Genomic DNA, 20,741 nt, shown 5'->3' on the forward strand with positions numbered 1-20,741 from the left:
CTTAACAATGGTTTCTCTCTAAGGTAGGACACAATGCAAGCCGCTATTTTTGATATGGACGGACTGTTAATTCACTCTGAACCCTTTTGGAAGCAGGCGGAACAGGCTGTGTTCTCTGCCTTAGGCGTTCCCATAACGCCTCAGGAAACCGATCTTACCGCCGCCATGACCACGCGAGAAGTCACCGAATTCTGGTATCAGAAATACCCATGGACAGGCCTTTCACACAAGGAAGTAGAACAAAGAGTCATTAATCAGGTTAGCTACCTTGTCCAACACCAAGGTGAAGCAATGGCTGGCGTACGAGACATATTGCAAACCTTAACGTCACAGGGCGTGAAAATAGCGTTAGCCACCAACTCCCCCAAAAGTATTATTCCATTTGTGTTTGAACGCCTAGACATTGGCCACTTCTTTTTGACTTACAGCTCAGCCGATGACGTTCAACATGGCAAACCCAAGCCCGATATTTACTTGCTGACCTTGTCTAAACTCGGTGTAAGAGCGCAAGACTGCCTCTCATTTGAAGACTCAGTGGGTGGCATAAAGGCGTCTCTTGCCGCGGGCATCAAAAGCATCGCCATCCCTCATTCACATGAATTTGACGATGAAAAATTCAATATTGCCTCACACAAATTACGCAGCTTGTCAGAGTTTGACCACTCTCTTGGCCAACAATTGTTGTCTGCTTAAGGCCTCATCACAGCGACATCAAACTGCGAATATGACAAAAGGCAGCGCGCCCCAAAGCATCAATGTTATAACCGCCTTCCAACACAGAAACGATGCGACCACTACAATGGCGCTCAGCCGCTGCTCGGAGCTGATCGGTGATCCAAGTGTAATCGGTTTCGTCCAATCTTAATTGTCCCATTGGGTCTTCTTTATGGGCATCAAAGCCTGCTGAGATCATAATCAACTGAGGTTTAAAGTCATCCAGTGCAGGTATTAGCTGATCCAGGATGACCTGCCGGAAAGCCGCACTACCAGAACCAGCTTCAAGGGGCATGTGCAAAATATTGTCATGGGACGCGCCAGGGTCGCTGTAAGGATAAAAAGGATGCTGGTAGCTAGAAGCGTATAACACTCGTTGATCTTGCTTGAAGATGTCCTCTGTCCCATTGCCATGATGAACATCAAAATCCACAATGGCGACTCGCTCTAAATCGTATTGAGCCGTCGCGTACCTCGCTCCCACGGCAATGTTATTAAACAAACAAAAGCCCATGGCTTTATCAAACTCAGCATGATGACCTGGTGGCCGAACAGCACAAAACGCATTATCGACTTGTTGCGTCATCACCATATCCACTGCTTTCACCACCGCACCCGCAGCATACAAAGACGCCTCTAACGTATGCGGCATCATAATCGTCTCTGCTTCCAGCTCCACCTGCCCTTCCTCAGGTGCACGAGCAAAAATGCTGTCCACATAATCTGGCTGATGAGTCGCGACTAACTGCTCTCGTGTCGCTGTTGGCGCTTCTACATGGCGTAAAAAATCCATCAACTGACCATTGATCAAACGATTCTGAATGGCCCCCAAACGCTGAGGAGACTCGGGGTGATCTGCGCCCATATTGTGCTTATCACACTGAAAATGAGTTATGTAGGCCGTTGTCATGTGGATCCAATTTAAGAGAATGGTTGTGAAATAAACTTGTTCTATATCAAGCCATATTCACATCAAAGCCGTCTACCCTACCATAGTCTACAATTCTTACTTTCGTTATGTATGCTATTGTTTAGTGAAGGCTCGAACATACTTACGGGTGCCGAAAACAATTCCTAGGTTGTTCATCCTCTACATTGATAACGAGGTCAACGTGAGCTTTTTGAACTTAGACCCGCTCTCTTCTATTTGAAGTAAGCTTCGCCCTACAATAGTGAACATTAAGGCAAGGAGATAACCCCGTGACTCAACACGCACTACAGCCCCTTCTTGCCCCTAAATCCATGGTCATTCTGACGGGTGACGACCCTGACAATGCGCTTTTGCTCGCCTTACTAAATTCAATAGCCCAAGCGCCAAAATCCTGCCCCGTCTATTTAGTCGGTGTAAAACCCAACCAAGGCAACGACTTCCCTCATTATGACGCTTTAAGTGAACTGAATGCGACCGTCGATCTGGCGGTGTTAGTTGGTCATTCTCCACAAACCAGCATGCAAGACATCATTGCCGACTGCGGCAAAGCCAATATTCACTCCTTATTAATGCTGTCGTGGACAGACACCTCAGCAGACGAACTCACAGAGACTCTTCGCGAACACAATGTTCGCCTACTCGGCCCGAACAGCTTTGGCATTTGTCGGCCTAAACAAGGGGTATTTGCATGGCTGGGGTTAACCCAACCATTAAGTGGCAAACTTGCCCTTATGTCGCAATCGGGCACCGTCGCCAGCGCTCTAGTCGACTGGGCAAGCTGGCAAGGCATTGGCTTTTCGCAAGTCGTCGCCATGGGATCGCCTGTTGATGTGATGCCATCGCAGGTCTTAGATTATTTATCTCGAGATTTCGATAGCCAAGCCATTTTAATGTATCTACAAAAAATAGGACGCCCGACACGCTTTCTTAGTAGTTTACGAGCAACCGGGCGAAGCAAGCCTGTGGCGGTGGTCACAGAACATGCCATTGGCGCTGATCAACGGGTTCTGGATGCCGCCCTAAGTCGCACCGGTGCCGTTCGCGGCAGACGTCTGAACGATTTAATTGCCGCCGCTTCGGTGATGACCAATGCAAGACGGGTCAAAGAAGGCTCACTACTCATCATTGGCAACGGTGCCGGCCCAGGGGAACTGGCCGCCCAACGCGCCATGGAATTAGGCATTGATTTATTGACGCCTGAAGGGCCACTGCAGCAACAACTAGAACAGACGATGGCAGGACGCGGTGGCATTGGCACCGTCACCACCGTTTGGGCCAGCAGTGCAACCGACCTGTTTATCAATCTCGCCGCAGATGCTCTAAGCAATGAAGCCTGTGGCGCGGTATTGCTCACTTTAAGCCCCACCGCATTGATCGACATCGATTCACTTTATGCGCTAATCACACAACTGCATCGACAACAGAAAAAACTGGTTATGGTGTGCTTGCTCGGTGGTGGTGGCATGACGAAAATGCGAACGCGCATAAATGAAGCTGGTATCCCGACTTTTCGGACCCCTGAAACCGCGATCGAAGGCTTTCAGTTTCTCGTCCAGTTTCAACGCAACCAACTGTTGGCAAAACAAGCCGCCGACAGCCACGCTTTTCGTTTTCAAATAGACGTCAATCAAGCCAGTAGGCAACTCACCAAGCTCCACAAACGTCCATCGCCAAGCCTGGGATTAGATGATCTAAAAGACATCTTTGAACTCTTTCATATTCGGCTAACCTCCAGACGACAAGCCCACCATCTGCTGGCAGCACCTTTGCACATCCGAGTATTTCAAGACCCAGTATTTGGACCGGCCATTGGCTTAGCGTTGGAAGGAGCACAACAGCACCAACAAGCCGAGGCCGTTGCCTTGCCACCATTAAATACCCTACTGGCAAAAGACCTCATCCAACGAGCCTTACCAAATGAAACCTCTTATGAATTAGAAGGCTTATTACGCAACCTGTCGACTCTTGTCTGCGAGCTGCCAGAAATTGACCATTTAGATCTAGCGGATGTTCGTCTCCATGATAGCGGCAGTCTGTATGCCGATGTCAGCGCCAGTCTGAAAGACAGCAAACACCTACGGCGTTATGAGCATCTGGCCATCCAACCCTACCCTAGGCAATGGGTCAGTGAGTTGTCACTCAAAAACGGCGAACAAGCAACAGTTCGTCCGGTGCTTCCAAGAGACTCAGGCATCATGGCGGACTTTGTGCGAAATATGTCACATGAAACCCGCTACTTCCGCTTTATCTCAAACATCGAAGAACTCACACCTCGCATGCTGGCGACCATGTCACACATAGATTACGACCGAGAAATGGCTCTGCTTGCGGTTATTAAGCGAGAAGACTCTGACCTACTGATTGGCACCGCTCGTTATATTGATAACTTTGACGATCAGAGTTGTGAATTCGCCGTTGTTTTAGGAGACGAGTTCCAAGGTCTAGGCTTAGCCTCCTACCTGATGCGACAACTGTTCTTAGTCGCCTATGACAAAGGGTTAAACGTCATGAAAGGCATTGTCTTAGCGGAAAACAAACGCATGATCCAATTCTGTAAACACCTAGGCTTCCAGATTCAAAGAGACCCAGATGACATCAGCCAAGTCATTGCCACCATCAAACTCACTAAAACCCTCATCAAAGACATAAGTGCTTGATGAAGAGCATGGTGGAAATGCCATTTCGCACAAAGTCCGCCATTTTTTAACTGTTGCAACTGGAAAGACTCGGTACATGAGGTCTACGAAAAGTATTACGCTTCATAAAAAGTATGGCGTTATAGTAACTCTCACTTAGAAGCTAGAAGCACATTTCCCATAATGGGAAGAATAAGGAAATAAAAAGACGCCTCACGATGTTAAGTCACAGTACCAAAATGCCAGTATTTTAAAAAATGGCAAAGCTATCTTTAACATTCATGGAAATAAATACCGCCTAGCGGTAGAGATTGATTACACGTATTCGCTCTGTTTTATACTTTTTGTAGGTACTCATGAGCAATATGACAAAGTGGATATTGATTCACTTTAAGGAGAAATACTATGAACATTAAGCCAATTAAAAATGACGATGATCTAACGTCTGCCGTACTTCGTATGCGTAGCCTTCGTGGCGCTCAACCAAATACACCTGAAGGTGATGAGATAGAGGTACTCGCGGCATTGGTAGAAGCTTACGAAGAAAAACATCACAATATCGAAGCCCCAGATCCTATTGAGGCAAATTTTAGACATAAAAAAAGCCCGCTAGTAAACTAGCGGGCTTTCTTAATCATGGTGCCCAGAGACGGAATCGAACCGCCGACACGAGGATTTTCAATCCTCTGCTCTACCGACTGAGCTATCTGGGCAAGTGGGGCGTATTATAGAGAAACCTTTTTTATGGTCAATACTTTTTTTTGAAAAAAACATAAAAACTTAGTTTTCGCCGATTGTCTGGTATTATCTCTGAATATCAAGGAGATAAATTCATGCTACACATTGTACTTTACCAACCTGAAATTCCACCTAATACCGGCAATGTTATCCGCCTTTGTGCCAACACAGGCTACCACCTTCATCTGATCGAACCTTTGGGTTTTGAGTTAGAAGATAAAAAGCTACGTCGCGCAGGCTTGGACTACCATGAGTTCACACGCTTAAAACGCTACCCTGACTTTCAAGCGTTTCTTGATCAAAACGAGACGGGCACTGTGTATGCGCTGACCACAAAAGGCAGTCATACGCACAGTGAAGCGGAATTTGTGGAAAATGATGTTTTGGTGTTTGGCCCTGAAACACGAGGTCTGCCTGCTGACTTTATTGAAGCCTTACCACCAGCACAACGCTTACGTCTGCCCATGCAAGCTAATTCACGTAGTTTAAATCTTTCCAACACCGTAGCCGTGATGGTTTACGAATCTTGGCGACAACTCGACTACGCTATGCCCAGTGAAATGAACAATTAGGAGTCCAATGAATTCTCTTAGCCTCCTGTTAAAACGAAAAAATAGCCGTCGCCAATTTCGTAAAGAAGTACACCTTCACGAAACCACGGACTTAAAAAAGCGCCTACTGCTGTTAGCAGGCGTCATTGCACTTCATAGTCTCGCCATGGTGTTGTTTGAAGATTTGGACTGGTGGCAAGCATTTTGGCTCACCATGACGTCAGCCAGCACAACCGGTTATGGGGATTTATCCGCCGTTAGCTTCTGGGGGCAGTTTTGCACCATCGTATTAATTTATGGAATGGGCATTACCCTGCTAGCACAAATTGCCAGTGACTATGTTGAACTCAGATTAATGCGTAAAGAAATGCGCATTAAAGGCCGCATGAGGTGGGACCATATGCAAGATCATATTCTTATCATCAACACACCCAAATATGACGCAGAGCGCTATCTGGGTCTCTTGGTGAATCAAATTAATCAAACACCTGAATTAGCCGATACGCCCATTCAAATTCTCACCACAGCTTTTCCGGATGGCTTACCAAACGACCTTAGATTACAAGGCGTGGTTCATCATACTGGCGATGCGTTGGAAGATGGCATGTTACTCTCCGCCGGCATACAAAATGCCAAATACGTGATTGTGCTATCACCCGATAGCCGCAACAATCATTGCGATAGCTTAATTTTTGATGCCTTACATAGAATTAAGCAGATAGGTTCGTCTGCCTTTCTACTGGCCGAAGCCATTAATGACAGTAATCGTCCTCGTTTCAAGACGGCTGGTGCGAATGCGGTGATTCGTCCGATTCGAGCCTACCCAGAAATGCTAGTACGATCTTTGATCGCACCAGGCACTGAGCAAGTATTGGAAGATTTATTTCGACATCAAGGGGATCATACCATTCGCCTAGATATCAGTTTGTCGGATGTGAGCTGGGCCCATGTGGTCTCAACGCTCATTCTAAAAGACATTGGCACAGCGTTAGGTTATGTGAAGCAGGGTGGCGACATTGTCACTCACCCTCAGTCCAAAGAATTAATTGACGCTAAAGGGCTGATCATTCTTGTCAATGACAATCAAACGTTACCAGAGGTTGAGCAAATTCGACGTTTGTTTGCTTAAATCGCTCACATCACTCTGAGCGACGGCTGACGACTAACTTTGCAGCTTGATGCCCACTACGGTAATGTCTGCGCCATCCATTTGTCGAATGGTTAGGCGCAGCTTACCGAATCTCACTCGGTCACCCACCACAACCTGTCGACCTAGCTGACGCTTTAATAAGTCCGCTGCGGTTTCTTGATCGTCGATGTCTTGACTGTCGACACCATAGGTTTGCGCCAACACTAATAAAGACGCATCACCATGAACCGAAAACTCTCCGAAAAAGTTTTGCATGAGGAATGACGCGGTGCCTTTTTGAGCAAAGGCCAAGGCAACATCATTCACATCATTTGGATGCAGCAACATCCAGACGCGATCGCCAGTCATTAATTCCGTTTCAGCCGTCACCACCAGCGGATGCTGATTACGAACTAATGCCACCAACTGAGGCGTGTCGACGCTCACACTTGGCACATTATGAATGATGGCCGCTGGGATACGAATGCCGTCCGCTTGAACTAGAAACTCATACAGCTCTAATGACGGGTGAAACGCATCACTTTCCGTTAACGAAAAACGCGTGGTTGGTTCTGGTACCGGAGGCACCACGACCTTCAGCCAGCGCGCCATCAACGGCACAGTAGAGCCCTGTAAGAGCAGAGAAATCAAAACCACCGTAAAGGTAATCTCGAACAGCAAATTAGAATTACTCAAGCCCGCAATAACCGGATACAAAGCCAATACGATTGGCACCGCACCACGTAGTCCTACCCAACTAATATAGAAACGTTCAGGCCAACGAAAATCAAATGGCAGTAGACATATTAGGATCGCCACAGGACGAGCGATAAAAATGAGGAAAAGTGCAATCAATACCGCTTGCCAGCCATAAGCCAATAAATCCGACGGGGTAACCAGTAATCCTAGCAACAAGAACATACCAGCTTGAGCTAGCCAAGCTAAACCATCCATAGCCTGCGAAATGGAATCATGTTGTTTGATTTTTCCATTCCCCAGTATCACACCCACTAAATAAACCGCTAAAAAGCCACTGCCGCCCAGCATATTGACGCCCGAAAAAATGGCCAGTCCACAGGAGACGATCAGCAAGGCATATAAACCTTCCACTAAGGGAATTCGCTGCAGCAACAGTAATGCGCAGCGACCACCTAACCAGCCAAAAAAGCCACCAATCGCAAACTGTAAACCGATCTGACCAAGAAAGCCCCACACATTGACGTGTTCAGAAGACTGAAGTAGGCCGGTTAACATCACCACCAGCAGAATCGCCATCGGGTCGTTTGCACCCGATTCGATTTCTAATGTCCCACCAACACGCTCATTTAATCTGACACCACTGTTGCGCAACAGATTAAACACCGCGGCCGCATCGGTGGAACCGACAATGGCGCCCAGTAAAAGTCCATAAATTAAATCGACATTCAACAACCAAGCCGCAAAGGAGCCCACCGCAGCCGTGGTCATCACCACACCTAGGGTCGCTAAAGACAAAGAAGGCCATAAAGCCACTCGGAAAGTACTGATCTTGGTACGCATACCACCATCAAGAAGAATGATGGCTAAGGCAAGATTACCAACAAAAAAGGCAAGATTTGGGTTGTCAAAGTCCAGTCGGCCTACCCCTTCTTCACCTGCTAGCATTCCCATTCCAAGGAACACAAGAAGCAAAGGCAGACCAACGCGGACGGTAACAGAGCTGGCGAGGATGCTGACTAAAAGCAGCGCCCCCGCAAGGAAGATAAATCCATTTGTATCGATGTTAATTTCTACCTAAGACGTTAAAGTTGACCTGTTAATGTCAGGTATTTTTCCATTAACTGTTCTTCCGTTTCCTTATGATTCGGATCCAATGGAATACAGTCAACAGGGCAGACTTGTTGACACTGCGGTTCATCAAAGTGACCAACACACTCAGTGCATTTTGACGGTTCAATGACGTATATTTCTTCCCCCTGAAAAATGGCCTCGTTCGGACATTCAGGTTCGCATACATCACAGTTTATACAATCATCGGTAATAATAAGAGACATTCGTTCTCTCCAAAATCGCCATAGATTCTACAGCGTAATCAAACAAATCAGTTTTACAACGTTTGATAGTGTTCCTGAAGTACTCGTTTCACCTCAGGGTTTACAAACTGTCCGAAATCCCCATTTAGTGAAGCAATTTCTCGAACTAATGTAGAAGAAATATAAGAGTGCTTCTCTGAAGGTGTCAAGAAAATGCTTTCCACATCCGGCGCAATCACACGGTTCATGTTCGCCAATTGGAATTCATATTCAAAATCCGACACCGCACGCAAACCACGAATAACGACTTGACCATTTACTGAGCGAGTAAACTCAGTTAATAGATTATCGAAACCGAGTACTTCCACATTTGGTAAATGCCCAAGCACCTTTTTGGCCAATGAAATACGCAATTCATGGGACAAGGCCGGACGTTTCTTAGGGCTCGCAGCCACCGCAACTATTACTTTAGAGAATAGTTTTGACGCGCGATCAACCAAATCCGTATGGCCGTTTGTAATAGGATCAAATGTCCCCGGATAAACCGCAATCGTACTCATAGCTTTCATCCAAAAAATTAACAAGGGAGCAGGAGCTAAGGCGTTTTTATCATATGTCGCCTATCTTCACTCCCATTTAGGGGTCGCATCATATAGGAATATGCCGATCTTCTCAATTCGACACCTTCCTCCGCCTATTTATCCGCGTGATGCCCCGCATCACTTACTTCTATCCGAAACCGTAAAAAGCCAACGCTTGCTTCGAAAAAGAAATGGCTAAGAAGATAAAGATAGGTGATAAGTCCAATCCCCCCAACGGCGGAATAACACGCTGACAAGCACTATACAAAGGAGCGGTGATCTGAGCAACCAACATTGCCCCTGGGTGATTGGCACCTGGCGCAACCCAACTTAAAATCACCGAAATCAACATCGCCCAGAAGTATAAGTCTAGCAGGTGATACAACACCCCAACGACAGTGGCAAAGAAGTATTGTATTGGCTGAGCGTTAACTCCGAGCACAAAATTAATTAACAACAGAGTCAGCAGTTGCACAATTAACGCCAACACCAAAGACGCTGTGTCGAGTCGACCTATCGACGGTATAATCTTACGCAATGGAATGATAAATGGACTGGTCGCTTTTACCACGCCCTGACTAATCGGGTTATAAAAGTCAGCTCGAGTAAGCTGCAGCACCATGCGCAGCAGTACAATGAATAAATACAAGTTACCAATGACTTGTATTAGCATCACAAATGGGTTTGATTGCATTGCCATTTTCCTTAGTTAAATGTTGTCTAGGCAGAAAAGTCTTTTGCCATAACCTTTGAACGATCCATACAGGCTGTCATCGCATCGGCCACTACTTGATCAATATTAGACGCTTCAAACGACAATAACGCTTGTTCTGTGGTGCCATTTGGCGAGGTAATATTTTGCCTCAACTGAGCGATAGGTTCATCAATTTCCACCACCATACGCGCCGCCCCTAACATAGCATGACTGGCCAGTTTACGACTGCTCTCTTCGTCTAGACCTTGCTGTTTAGCCGATTTCATCATGGCTTCCACAAAACGATAGAAGTAAGCTGGCGCACTACCAGATAACGCCGTCACCGTATGCATCTGAATTTCATCGTCCACCCAGACTGAGTCACCAATACTGGCGAACAATTCTGTTACCCAATCTTTTTGAAGCTGAGTGGTTTTGCCATTGGCGATTAACCCCGTCATACCTGCGCCAATTTGCGAGGGCGTATTCGGCATGCTTCGAACCACGGCAACTGGACTATTCAGCCAATGAGACAAGGCGGCTATTTCCACCCCTGCCGCCACCGATATGTACAATTGATCTTGTCGAACCTGTGCGGCAAACGCCTCGATCACAGATTGCATCTGAGCTGGCTTTACACATAGCACCACCACATCCGCTTGCTGAACAGCTTGTTGGTTATCGGCTAACATGGTGATGCCATATTCGTCTGCGTAGTGGGCTCGTTTTTCCGCTGTACGCGACGTTCCTATAATGCGGTTTGCTGGATAACCACTCGCTAATAATCCACTAAAAATGGATCTTGCCATATTTCCAACGCCGATAAAGGCAATACTTGGTGTCATTTTGTATCCTAAAATTGTCTATTTAATCGTTGTAAACATTCATCAAAAATCGACTCACTGGTCTTACTGAGCATAATCCCGCGCGCCAAAAATCGCCGTACCCACGCGAACCATCGTGCTTCCGGATGAGATTGCCGCGGGCAAATCCCCCGACATACCAATGGATAATGTGTCTATCATGCTATCGGATTCGGATAATTCAAGAAACGCTTGTTGTAAAGGTTGATAAACCTGACATTGAGTAGCAAAACTTTGCTGGGGGGCCGGAATCGCCATTAAGCCTCGTAACTGAAGATTCGGCAAACTTTGAACCAATTCGACCATCGCTGGCAACTGCTCTAATAAAATCCCCGATTTACTTTCTTCACCACTGATATTGACCTGAATACACACCTGCAAACTTGGCATACTATTAGGTCTTTGCTCACTTAAGCGACGCGCAATTTTTTCGCGATCAATAGAATGTACCCAGTACATGGTTTCTGCGATTTGGCGGGTCTTATTTGACTGAATTGGCCCAATAAAATGCCACTCTATGTCCGTGAGTTCAGATAACGCATGATATTTATCAAAGGCTTCTTGGACATAGTTTTCACCAAACGCCCTTTGCCCTGATTGGTAGGCGACCTGGATATCAGCGAGAGGTTTGGTTTTGCTCACGGCCAATACACGCACACTGGCTTGTTCGCGGCCGGCGTCGATTGCCAACTGCTCAACTTGCCGCCTAACCTGAGAAAGGTTTTCGGTGACCTGATCGGCATGAGAGAGGGTGGTATCAATTGTCATGCTTGTGCCTCTTACTATCTGAATCAAGAGAGCGAATAAAACACTTTATTCACTCTCCGAGTAGAGACACATGATAACACTAATGAAAAATCACTTATAAAGAATAAAATTCACTGCTGGTTTCGTACAAGGCACCATGAAATTCAATCTGATAGCCAGACATGTTTTTCAGTGAATTAGCGGCAAAATGCGCCGCCTGATATAAAGCCTCTAAACTAGAGTGCTCAGGATAGAAAGCAATACCAATAGAAATACCTGATTCAATTAAACTGTTATTGGCGTACTTTTCATGCTTCATGGATTCTAAAAGTTTGCTCGCAACCACTTCCGCATCGGCTAAATTCTGAATGCGAATTCCCATCACCAACTCACGTTCATCATAGTGTGCAATCAAATCATTCTCACGCACCGCTTCACGGATCAATTCCGCCAACACTCTGAGCTCTTCGTCATCGACTTTCTTCTTAGAAAGCAATTGAATTGAAAACATAGCAGCCCGCTGAAAATGACGGCGAGAGTCTTTCAGCACTATGCCAAAACTGTTTTCAAAACTAAAACGACGCAACAAGCCAGTAACAGGGTCTCTATGGTTGTCTTCCAACAATTGATAATTCGCTTTTTCACGAATAAAGACCGCATCCAACCAAGAGCAATATGCCTCCAATGCGGTTTCCATCAGATCACTTTCTAGCTGCTGATGACGCTTTTGGAAAGCAAGCATGATGTATATCGCCCCCTGCTCATCAGAGTTACTGACCATAGAGACATCAGAGAAATCATGGGTATTTAGGAAAGCTTGCCAAGACTGCCAGTTCGCTGCACTGTGAATGTCTGAGTCATGACGTTTTTGACAGGAAGGGGCGGCTGCAAATGAAATCAGCGCCTGAGGAATATCCACCAACATGCCTTTCGAATTCAAAAGACTCTCGCTCACCAGATCTGAATACTGAAGCCGCCACTGCAAACAGTCTTTGTCACACACCAAAAACAAACAATAAGACTGCGACAGCTGCGATTTTATTTTTTCACGAAATCGGTTAAGCAAGGAGCTTAAAGGTGCTCCTTTCGAGATGATTTGCATCATCTGGGACATATCACTGTACAAGCTCTTAATAAAGTCGCGCTCTTTTTCTAAAAAAGACACACGAGAGCGCAACGCTTGCTGCTCATCCAGCAGTGATTTTGAAGATTCAATAGACATAAAACATTACAACCAGTAGCAAATCCTTGTTTAGCTAGATTAACCACCTAAGACAAAAAGTAAAGAATTTGTATAGATAAGTTGGGTAAAAACCCAACTTATCCTGAAAATTCATTACGAAAGCTGATAAATTCGCTGCCCTGATATGTAAGTTGCCATCACTTGTCCGATAAACTCGTCTTCGAAGTAAGGTGAGTTATGGCCTTTTGTTTTACGGTTTTCGTATGTCCAATGCCATCTCGAGGTACTGTCAAACAGTATAAAGTCGGCAAAACTACCAACGGCCAAGGAGCCAGCTTCCAAACCAAAACAAGCCGCTGGACCTGACGTTAGACAGGTAAGCAGTGTCGAGAAATCCAAATCGCCTTCGTCTAATAATGTCATGGCCAACGGCAATAGAATCTCGACGTTTGCCATACCCGGTTCAGTGGCAGCAAAAGGCGCTATTTTCGCCATTTTTTCATGTGGCTGGTGATCAGAACATATGGCCGAAATCACGCCTTGTTTGATGCCTTCGATTAGGGTTAGACGATCCCCCTCACCACGCAATGGCGGTAATACATGGAAACGCCCATCAAATTGATTTAACACATCGTCACTTAGCAGAACGTTATGCAAGGCCACATCAGCCGTAACGTCCAGCCCTGAAGCTTTCGCATCCGCTACCATTTCGACTGATTTGGCACAAGATAGACGGGCAAAATGCGCTCGTACGCCCGTTTTTTCGACCAACAATAAGTCTCGCATTAGAGCAACGGTTTCCGCTGTATCTGGTATGCCTGCTAATCCGTGCATAGTGGAGTACAAGCCTTCATTGGCGCAACCGCCATCCGACAGACTTTTGTCTTCTGGGTGAAACACCACTAAAAGATCGTGCGTCGCCGCGTACTCTAATGCTCGAGACAAGACTTTGGCATTTTTCATTTCGTGACGACCATTCGATACCGCCACACAGCCAGCCTCTGTCAACGCCACCATGTTACTGAGTTGCTCCCCTTCCAGACCTTGAGTTAAGGCTCCGATAGGAAACACATTGGCCATGCCAGCTTCATCCGCTTTATCTTGAATCAATGCCGCCACGGCAGGCGTGTCAACAATCGGCTTGGTATCAGGAGGGCACACCAAGGTCGTCACACCACCCGAGACGGCAGCACGACCTTCGCTCGCGATGCTGCCTTTTTGCGTTTGCCCAGGCTCACGCAATGACACCGCCAAATCCACTAAACCCGGTAGTACCCATTTGCCGGTAGCATCCACCACTTCCGCTTCTTCAAAGCCTGCAGGCGCATCCCCTATTGCCACAATTTTTTGATCTTCAATAAACAGATCTAAGGTGGCATCAAGGTTTTGACTCGGGTCGATCAAACGACCATTTTGAACTCGTAATTTCATACTACTTCTCACCCTCGCTGCCTTGATCCATTTCAGCTTTCTGTAATTGGCCGCTCATTGCCATCGACATCACCGCCATACGCACGGCAATGCCATTCGTCACCTGATTTAAAATCACAGAATGCTCACCATCCGCCACTTCTGAAGAAATTTCCACGCCCCGGTTAATCGGACCTGGGTGCATCACGATGGCATCAGGCTTAGCCCAAGATAAGGATTCTTCCGTCAAACCATATAAACGGTAAAATTCACTTTCACTTGGCAGCAAAGCGCCTTTCATACGTTCTTTTTGCAGTCTCAACATGACCACGACATCCACGTCTTTCAATCCGGCTTCTAAGTCATGACAGATTTTCGCGCCCATTTCAGAAAAAAAGCTCGGGACTAATGTTTTAGGTCCGACCAAGCGCACTTCGTCTACCCCTAATGTGGTCAGTGCCTGCAACTGGGAACGCGCCACACGAGAATGCAGAATGTCGCCAACGATGGCGACTTTAAGGCCTTCAAACTGCCCTTTGTGACGACGTATGGTTAGCATGTCGAGCATGGCTTGAGTGGGATGAGCATGACGACCGTCACCTGCATTGATAATGGCCACATTGGGCGTGCAATGTTCAGCAATAAAATGTGCCGCGCCACTGTCCGAATGGCGTACCACGAACATGTCACTCTGCATGGCTTGCAAGTTTTGCAACGTATCCAGTAGCGACTCCCCTTTGGAGGTGGCAGAGGTTTCAATGTTGAGGTTTATGACATCAGCAGATAGGCGCTTGGCCGCCAGCTCGAAAGTGGTACGGGTACGTGTGGAATTTTCAAAAAACAGATTGACCACGGTTCTCCCCCGTAAAAGAGGGACTTTCTTCACTGATTGCTCTCCCATGGTTAGGAAGGAATCGGCCCGATCCAAGATCTCTGTCAGAATCGTTTTATCCAGACCGTCCAAGGTTAAAAAATGCTTTAACTGGCCGTCATCGTTTAATTGTAATGCCCGTGGTTCGGATCGCATCATGGTTTGCTTTCCTCAAGCTACAAAGGCGTAATTCGCCTTTCTCTTTGAAACAAAATAGGTCAATAAGAAAATGCCCGGTACAGCTAACTGTGACCGGGCATTAAGAACATCAAGTAACAAGCCCACCTATTTTTCGATGGAACTCGGTGCGACTCATTACTTTTTCATAAAACTTATCCATAGGCGTAATTGTCGTACTTGTTCAACAAAAAATAAAGGCTTGAAAGCAGATTAATCCGTCTCAATCACAGAAACCGCAAGTGGTTTCGGCCCAGTTAACTTAACCCTTTGATCAGGATTAAGCGTCAAATGTTCTCCGACGATGTCAGCCGAGATTGGCAACTCGTGCTGACCAAGATCGTATAAAATGGCTAAGGTAATACTGGCAGGACGACCGAAATCAAAAATTTCGTTCATCGCAGCGCGAATGGTTCGACCAGACATCAATACATCATCCACCAAAATAACGTGACGATCTTCAATCGCAGGCAACGAAGTCTGGTTCACCTTGGGGTTTAACCCCGCTTTGGTAAAATCGTCTCGATAAAACGTAATATCCAGAGTCGCTAATGGATCCTTAGTTGGCGCAGCAGACATCAGTTGCTCCGCCACCCACACACCACCGGTGTGAATTCCGACCACAATCGCGTCTTCAATTTGCTTAGTCTGACAGTAATCGACTAATTGCTGCTTCATTAAGGCCAAAGAAGGCTCTAAATCTAATGTCATGTTGTTATTAACCTGTTTTGAAACTCTAATCTGTCATCACACATCGTTTACTGACAACGCTGATCTTAATACTGCTCAGCAAACCATGTTTCCAAAATCATCTGTGCCGCCAACCCATCGACTGAATTGTCTTTAAAGTTCCGATTACCGCCACGAGCGATAACCAACCCTTTTGCTTCATAAGAGGACAACCGCTCATCCATCATATGGTATGGCAGGTTAAATCGTCCATGTAATCGTTTGGCGAATTTTCGTGCTCGCAGACACATTTCATTTTCTTGCCCATCCATGTCAAGCGGTAGCCCGACCACGATGGCATTAGGTTGCCATTCTGCAAACACTTTTTCAATTTCATCCCAATTAGGAATACCGTCTCTGGCCTTAATCGGTTCTAAAGGCTGAGCCGTACCCGTTATACTCTGCCCAATTGCTAGGCCTATTCGAGTGGTACCAAAATCAAAACCCAATACGGATTGCGTCGTATTGGGTTTTGTTGTGTCGTTGTCAGGTGACGCACTTGCTGTCATTAACCATGTCCTATGTCCGGTGAAAGTCTCGCCATATCAATGCCCAAGACTTGAGTGGCGGCGGTAAACTGTAGCTCACTTGGTGTATGGAATAATACGTCTAAATCCGCCTCACATACCAGCCAATCATTGTTCGCAATTTCCATTTCTAATTGTCCATCGTCCCACCCTGCACAACCAAGTGTAATACGGAAAGCACTAGGGCCCTGACCTTGAGCGATGTCCTCTAAAGCCTGTAAAGACGCAGACAAAGAGACGTCAGAGGTGACCGGAAGCGTATTGCTCCATTGTTTATCCGCAGTATGCAGAATAAAACCGCGCTCAGCTTCAACCGGTCCACCGGTATAAATGGTTTCCGTTAGCAGGTCTGGTCGCTCTATTGGCATGCTTAGGTGATTAGCCAATTCACTGAAATCAATATTAGATGGACGGTTAATAATCATTCCCATCGCACCTGCTGGCGTATGTTCACAAAGATAGATCACAGTATGTTCGAAATGCGGGTCATCGAGGTGTGGCATTGAAATTAGAAAATGGTTTTTAAAAGAATCAAATACAGTCATAACAAGAGCCCTCTTTATCAAATAAAAAACGCAATTACTGGATTAAAAACACGGTGCCAGCCTGGCAGAAGATATACATGTAGAAGAGCAAAGAAGGCGACCAAATCAACAAAGCCGCCAATGTCAGTATAGGACAAACTGAGAATTTACCTAGCCAATCCTCACAATTTATTACGGAATCACTTCAAAACTGTCCATTCAGTTAGTAAACTAAAGATTCGCTAAATCATCAATGATTAAATCCGCTTTTACGGAATAGGGCCATAAAGATGCCACTCAATTTACTCAATGCTGGACACCTAACAACGACGTCTGTCGTGGCGGCTGTCTGTCCAAAAGCACTGAGTTTGTCCCATTGGGCACAGCATTTTCAGGCAGAAACAGTGGATTTACGCTACTTTTTCCATAGTGGTTGGTCTTCCTAGACCGATATTGGCTCGTTTTCATCCATCTACGTCGCTTTAAAGGGCGTAGATCACATCGACCAAGACACACTTTTATGCGTAAAAAGGACACTGTAATGACATTACAAGCCATTGACTATACAAGCAAAACAGCTCAAGAAGACTTTGTTAAATCCCTTCACGAAACAGGGTTTGGCGTGTTAAAAAACCACCCTATTCAGCAATCGTTGGTCAGTGCCATCTATCAAGAATGGCAGCACTTTTTCGACGGCGAAGACAAACAGAATTACCTTTACCATAAAGGTACTCAAGACGGTTTTTTCCCAGCAGAAGTCTCCGAGACAGCCAAAGGTCACTCCAAAAAAGACATCAAAGAATACTTCCATTACTACCCTTGGGGACAATGCCCTCTTGAGCAAAAAGCATTACTGGCGCAATATTATTCGGAAGCGAATGAACTCGCAGCGGAACTGCTTGGCTGGGTTGAAGCACACACACCAGTAGAGGTCGCGCAACACTACTCTCAGTCCCTATCCAGTATGGTAGAAGACAGTGATCAAACTTTATTGCGTGTATTGCATTATCCACCACTGAAAGGTGATGAGGAGCTAGGGGCGATTCGTGCTGGCGCACACGAGGACATCAACTTATTGACCATTCTACCATCCGCCAATGAACCTGGCTTACAAGTCAAAGCCAAAGATGGCTCTTGGATGGATGTGCCTTGTGATTTTGGCACCTTGATTATTAACATTGGTGATATGTTACAAGAAGCCTCTGGCGGTTACTTCCCTTCGACATCACATCGAGTCGTCAACCCTGAAGGCGCGGACAAAACTAAGTCGCGAATTTCCTTACCTTTGTTTTTGCACCCAAAACCAGAAGTGGTCTTGTCAGACCGTTATACCGCCAAGAGCTATTTGCATGAGCGCTTGGTCGAATTGGGCGTGATTTAATTCGTATCAGAAATAAGAAAGGCGACTTAATCCGTCGCCTTTCTTATTCGTTCATTGTTTCAGATATCAATGCCTTTCGCTTTCAGTAGCTCAGCCACCTCAACAATTTGACCCGTTTTAACCGATTCCTCTGCCGCACAACCCACAACAACAGACCAAAAACCCTCTTCGACCGTGGCACTCGTCGTCAGCTTGCCCGCCATTTGATCTGCAAAAGCCACATGCTCAAACCAAGTTGCGCCATTATGACCAGATGCCTCAATCAATTTAGGGTAACTTGGCTGTGATGTTTTAGACGGACGATTTTGACCGCAGAAGACTTCCATTTCGGTACGCAAACGCGCGTTTTCACTGAAGTCTTCGATCTCAGCCGCTTTTACACGACCTTCGTCACCACAGACTAATAACTCTTCATGGAACATGGGCGCGAACATACACAAGTTAAAACCGGCACGCACGCCATTTTCATACTCAACGGTGACAAAAGCACTGTCCAGAATATCGGATTTTTCGCCTTTGAATTCGAAGTCACGGAAGTTAGTAGACTGGGAACCATTGGCATACACACGTACTGGACGAGACTGAGCAAACAAGTTCATCAAATCAAAATAATGACAGCATTTTTCCACCAGTGTACCGCCAGAGAATTTAGAGAATTTATTCCACTGGTTCACTTTATCAAGGAAGGGAATACGGTGCTCCATGATGTTAATCATCTTCACTTCACCAACCGCTTTGCGCTCTAGCACTTCATGAATCGCTTCGGAATAGATAGATTTATAACGATACTGCAAACCGATTTGCAAAACAGCGCCGTATTCTTTTGCCATTTTGGTGATTTCGTAGGCATCTTCTAACTTAGTCGCCATCGGCTTTTCCATGAAGATGTGTTTGCCTGACTTAATTGCGACTTTTAGGACATCAAGGTGAGTAAAGTTAGGCGTACAAATTAAAATGCCATCCACCTCTGGATCATTACAAGCGGCTTCTAGCGTTTCGTAAACTTTGAAATCTTCATCGGTGATTTTCGCAAACTCTTCTTTGGCTACTTTAACGCTACGCTCGTTTAGATCGAACACACCATGAATCGCAGAACGACCAACACGAGTCGCGACACGCATGTGCTCCATGCCAATCATGCCGCAACCAATCAGATTCACACGAAACTGAGCAGGTTCCTTAGCAAAAAAGTGACGCTCTTCTTCATTGATGTAATGAAAAGCTGGGCCAGTGTAACTAAATAGTTGTCCGTCGATTTTTTCTCTGCTCATGGTTTCTCACCTAACTTAGAATTATTTTGTATGGCTAAGATAGGAAAATACTTCGTTTATGTCTAATATATGTTAGTCGCAAGCTTGATATAAAAAACATATTATGAGATTTCGTAAACTACAGTATTTCGTTACCGTTGCGGAAGAACTGCACTTTGGCCGGGCCGCCGCTCGTTTACACATAGCGCAACCACCCTTGTCACAACAAATAAAAAGCATTGAGGATGAATTAGGTGCGACCTTATTCGAGCGCAGTAGCCAAAAAGTTCAGCTCACTCCAGCAGGCGAAGTATTTCTGCCTAAAGCCAGAGCGTTACTACAGAGTTGGCAACAACTTCAAGACGACATTAAATTGGTCGCTAATGGCAGCGCTGGCAGTTTATCTTTAGGATTTGTTTGGGCCGCAGGTACCCCACATTTTTCCAAGGGCATTGCTCAGTTCAAACGAGATAATCCAAGTGTCACCTTGAACTTAGAAGAAATGACAACGACTCAGGCGCTCGATGCCTTGAGAACAGAGAAGATCGACATTGCCATGGTGTTCGTTAATCCACTCATGGACATATCGGATTTAGAGCATCAAGGTTATGACACGCAAACACACTTGCTGGCCTTACCTGACGATCACCCTTTAACCCAAAAAGAAAAAGTTCCATTATCTGATCTTCACCAACTGCCATTTATCGCTTTTGTTCGACAGGCTCATCCCTCTCTTTACGACCAATTGATGCACCATCTTCACCAGGCTGGCGTTGAACCCAACATTGTTCAAGTTGCTAAATTAACCCAGACGACACGAACTTTAGTGGCAGCTGGGGTTGGGGTTGCCCTAGTACCAGAATCCACTCAATTTGATCAGCGCGAAGGACTGACCTACCGAGCCATTGAAGGCACGCTTCCTGTACTAGACATTCATTTCGTCTGGCGAAAAAAAGGCCAAACACCACTGATGACAAGGTTTATGCATCATCTGCAAACGTTCGCATCTTAAGCATACAATCCACAGAACAAAAAAATGCCAGTGCAAGCACTGGCATTTTTTTAGCTCGATCAGCGAAAGACCGACGTTAAT

General features: G+C 45.9%; 22 protein-coding genes, 1 tRNA gene and 1 pseudogene. 9 read left to right on the forward strand and 15 right to left on the reverse strand.

Annotated elements, in window-relative coordinates:
• The first annotated feature begins 33 nt into the window (after positions 1–33).
• The gene (gene hxpB, locus OA79_RS08540) at positions 34–693 is read left to right on the forward strand and encodes a hexitol phosphatase HxpB (RefSeq protein ID WP_063332813.1); all 660 of its coding nucleotides are present in this window, start codon (positions 34–36) and stop codon (positions 691–693) included.
• Between the two features lie 7 nt (positions 694–700).
• Here hxpB and OA79_RS08545 read toward each other — a convergent pair whose 3' ends face one another.
• Positions 701–1,624, reverse strand: coding sequence for a histone deacetylase family protein (locus tag OA79_RS08545; protein ID WP_063332814.1), 924 nt, complete (start codon positions 1,622–1,624; stop codon positions 701–703).
• Positions 1,625–1,914: 290 nt separating this feature from the next.
• Here OA79_RS08545 and OA79_RS08550 point away from each other — a divergent pair, with 290 nt between their 5' ends.
• The 3 genes and pseudogenes from OA79_RS08550 to OA79_RS08555 all read left to right on the forward strand — a co-directional run bounded on the left by OA79_RS08550 (position 1,915) and on the right by OA79_RS08555 (position 4,902).
• Complete coding sequence (locus tag OA79_RS08550; protein WP_063332815.1) at positions 1,915–4,302, forward strand: bifunctional acetate--CoA ligase family protein/GNAT family N-acetyltransferase; 2,388 nt, start codon at positions 1,915–1,917, stop codon at positions 4,300–4,302.
• Between the two features lie 196 nt (positions 4,303–4,498).
• Positions 4,499–4,675: pseudogene (locus tag OA79_RS18605) on the forward strand (type II toxin-antitoxin system HigB family toxin); the annotation flags it as partial.
• Between the two features lie 11 nt (positions 4,676–4,686).
• Positions 4,687–4,902 (forward strand): hypothetical protein, encoded by a 216-nt coding sequence (locus OA79_RS08555; RefSeq protein ID WP_063332816.1) that lies wholly within the window; start codon positions 4,687–4,689, stop codon positions 4,900–4,902.
• Positions 4,903–4,918: 16 nt separating this feature from the next.
• On the opposite strand, the gene OA79_RS08560 is transcribed toward OA79_RS08555, so the two are convergent.
• Positions 4,919–4,994: transfer RNA gene (locus tag OA79_RS08560), tRNA-Phe, on the reverse strand.
• Between the two features lie 120 nt (positions 4,995–5,114).
• Between OA79_RS08560 and trmL the strand changes: the two genes are divergently transcribed.
• Positions 5,115–5,591: a tRNA (uridine(34)/cytosine(34)/5-carboxymethylaminomethyluridine(34)-2'-O)-methyltransferase TrmL gene (gene trmL / locus OA79_RS08565; protein WP_063332817.1), complete on the forward strand. Its 477-nt coding sequence runs from the start codon at positions 5,115–5,117 to the stop codon at positions 5,589–5,591.
• Between the two features lie 7 nt (positions 5,592–5,598).
• A complete protein-coding gene (locus tag OA79_RS08570) occupies positions 5,599–6,699 on the forward strand; it encodes a potassium channel protein (RefSeq protein ID WP_063332818.1) in 1,101 nt (366 codons plus the stop codon).
• Between the two features lie 33 nt (positions 6,700–6,732).
• Here the strand turns inward: OA79_RS08570 and OA79_RS08575 are convergent, their stop codons facing one another.
• From OA79_RS08575 to OA79_RS08630, 12 genes are all read right to left on the reverse strand, one after another.
• Positions 6,733–8,466, reverse strand: coding sequence for a potassium/proton antiporter (locus tag OA79_RS08575; protein ID WP_197465381.1), 1,734 nt, complete (start codon positions 8,464–8,466; stop codon positions 6,733–6,735).
• 14 nt (positions 8,467–8,480) lie between these two features.
• Positions 8,481–8,732, reverse strand: coding sequence for a YfhL family 4Fe-4S dicluster ferredoxin (locus OA79_RS08580; RefSeq protein ID WP_013797554.1), 252 nt, complete (start codon positions 8,730–8,732; stop codon positions 8,481–8,483).
• A gap of 53 nt (positions 8,733–8,785) precedes the next feature.
• A complete protein-coding gene (coaD, locus tag OA79_RS08585) occupies positions 8,786–9,271 on the reverse strand; it encodes a pantetheine-phosphate adenylyltransferase (RefSeq protein WP_013797555.1) in 486 nt (161 codons plus the stop codon).
• A gap of 169 nt (positions 9,272–9,440) precedes the next feature.
• Entirely contained in the window at positions 9,441–9,986 is a 546-nt protein-coding gene (locus OA79_RS08590) for a YggT family protein (RefSeq protein WP_082825428.1), read from the reverse strand.
• Positions 9,987–10,012: 26 nt separating this feature from the next.
• Complete coding sequence (proC, locus tag OA79_RS08595; protein WP_063332821.1) at positions 10,013–10,831, reverse strand: pyrroline-5-carboxylate reductase; 819 nt, start codon at positions 10,829–10,831, stop codon at positions 10,013–10,015.
• Positions 10,832–10,894: 63 nt separating this feature from the next.
• Positions 10,895–11,617: a YggS family pyridoxal phosphate-dependent enzyme gene (locus OA79_RS08600; RefSeq protein ID WP_063332822.1), complete on the reverse strand. Its 723-nt coding sequence runs from the start codon at positions 11,615–11,617 to the stop codon at positions 10,895–10,897.
• A 94-nt stretch (positions 11,618–11,711) separates the two neighbouring features.
• Complete coding sequence (locus tag OA79_RS08605; RefSeq protein ID WP_063332823.1) at positions 11,712–12,818, reverse strand: GGDEF domain-containing protein; 1,107 nt, start codon at positions 12,816–12,818, stop codon at positions 11,712–11,714.
• Positions 12,819–12,932: 114 nt separating this feature from the next.
• Positions 12,933–14,210, reverse strand: coding sequence for a dihydroorotase (locus OA79_RS08610; protein WP_063332824.1), 1,278 nt, complete (start codon positions 14,208–14,210; stop codon positions 12,933–12,935).
• 1 nt (position 14,211) lies between these two features.
• Entirely contained in the window at positions 14,212–15,219 is a 1,008-nt protein-coding gene (locus OA79_RS08615) for an aspartate carbamoyltransferase catalytic subunit (protein WP_063332825.1), read from the reverse strand.
• Positions 15,220–15,450: 231 nt separating this feature from the next.
• Positions 15,451–15,948, reverse strand: a complete 498-nt coding sequence (pyrR, locus tag OA79_RS08620; protein ID WP_063332826.1) for a bifunctional pyr operon transcriptional regulator/uracil phosphoribosyltransferase PyrR — start codon at positions 15,946–15,948, stop codon at positions 15,451–15,453.
• Between the two features lie 65 nt (positions 15,949–16,013).
• Positions 16,014–16,475, reverse strand: coding sequence for a Holliday junction resolvase RuvX (ruvX, locus tag OA79_RS08625; RefSeq protein WP_063332827.1), 462 nt, complete (start codon positions 16,473–16,475; stop codon positions 16,014–16,016).
• Positions 16,475–17,038, reverse strand: coding sequence for a YqgE/AlgH family protein (locus OA79_RS08630; RefSeq protein WP_063332828.1), 564 nt, complete (start codon positions 17,036–17,038; stop codon positions 16,475–16,477). The genes ruvX and OA79_RS08630 overlap by 1 nt, the downstream gene beginning before the upstream one ends.
• Positions 17,039–17,307: 269 nt before the next feature.
• On the opposite strand from OA79_RS08630, the gene OA79_RS18210 reads away from it, so the two are divergent.
• Together OA79_RS18210 and OA79_RS08635 are read left to right on the forward strand one after the other, a co-directional pair.
• Positions 17,308–17,463, forward strand: coding sequence for a hypothetical protein (locus OA79_RS18210; RefSeq protein ID WP_156486239.1), 156 nt, complete (start codon positions 17,308–17,310; stop codon positions 17,461–17,463).
• A 95-nt stretch (positions 17,464–17,558) separates the two neighbouring features.
• On the forward strand, positions 17,559–18,398 hold the full coding sequence (locus tag OA79_RS08635; RefSeq protein WP_063332829.1) for a 2OG-Fe(II) oxygenase family protein: 840 nt from the start codon (positions 17,559–17,561) through the stop codon (positions 18,396–18,398).
• A gap of 59 nt (positions 18,399–18,457) precedes the next feature.
• Here the strand turns inward: OA79_RS08635 and OA79_RS08640 are convergent, their stop codons facing one another.
• A complete protein-coding gene (locus tag OA79_RS08640; RefSeq protein WP_063332830.1) occupies positions 18,458–19,669 on the reverse strand; it encodes a Gfo/Idh/MocA family protein in 1,212 nt (403 codons plus the stop codon).
• A 103-nt stretch (positions 19,670–19,772) separates the two neighbouring features.
• Here OA79_RS08640 and OA79_RS08645 point away from each other — a divergent pair, with 103 nt between their 5' ends.
• Positions 19,773–20,660, forward strand: a complete 888-nt coding sequence (locus OA79_RS08645; RefSeq protein ID WP_063332831.1) for a LysR substrate-binding domain-containing protein — start codon at positions 19,773–19,775, stop codon at positions 20,658–20,660.
• The last annotated feature ends 81 nt before the right edge of the window (positions 20,661–20,741 follow it).

This window comes from Marinomonas sp. TW1, from assembly GCF_001625355.1.
In the GTDB taxonomy this organism is placed as follows: Bacteria; Pseudomonadota; Gammaproteobacteria; order Pseudomonadales; family Marinomonadaceae; genus Marinomonas.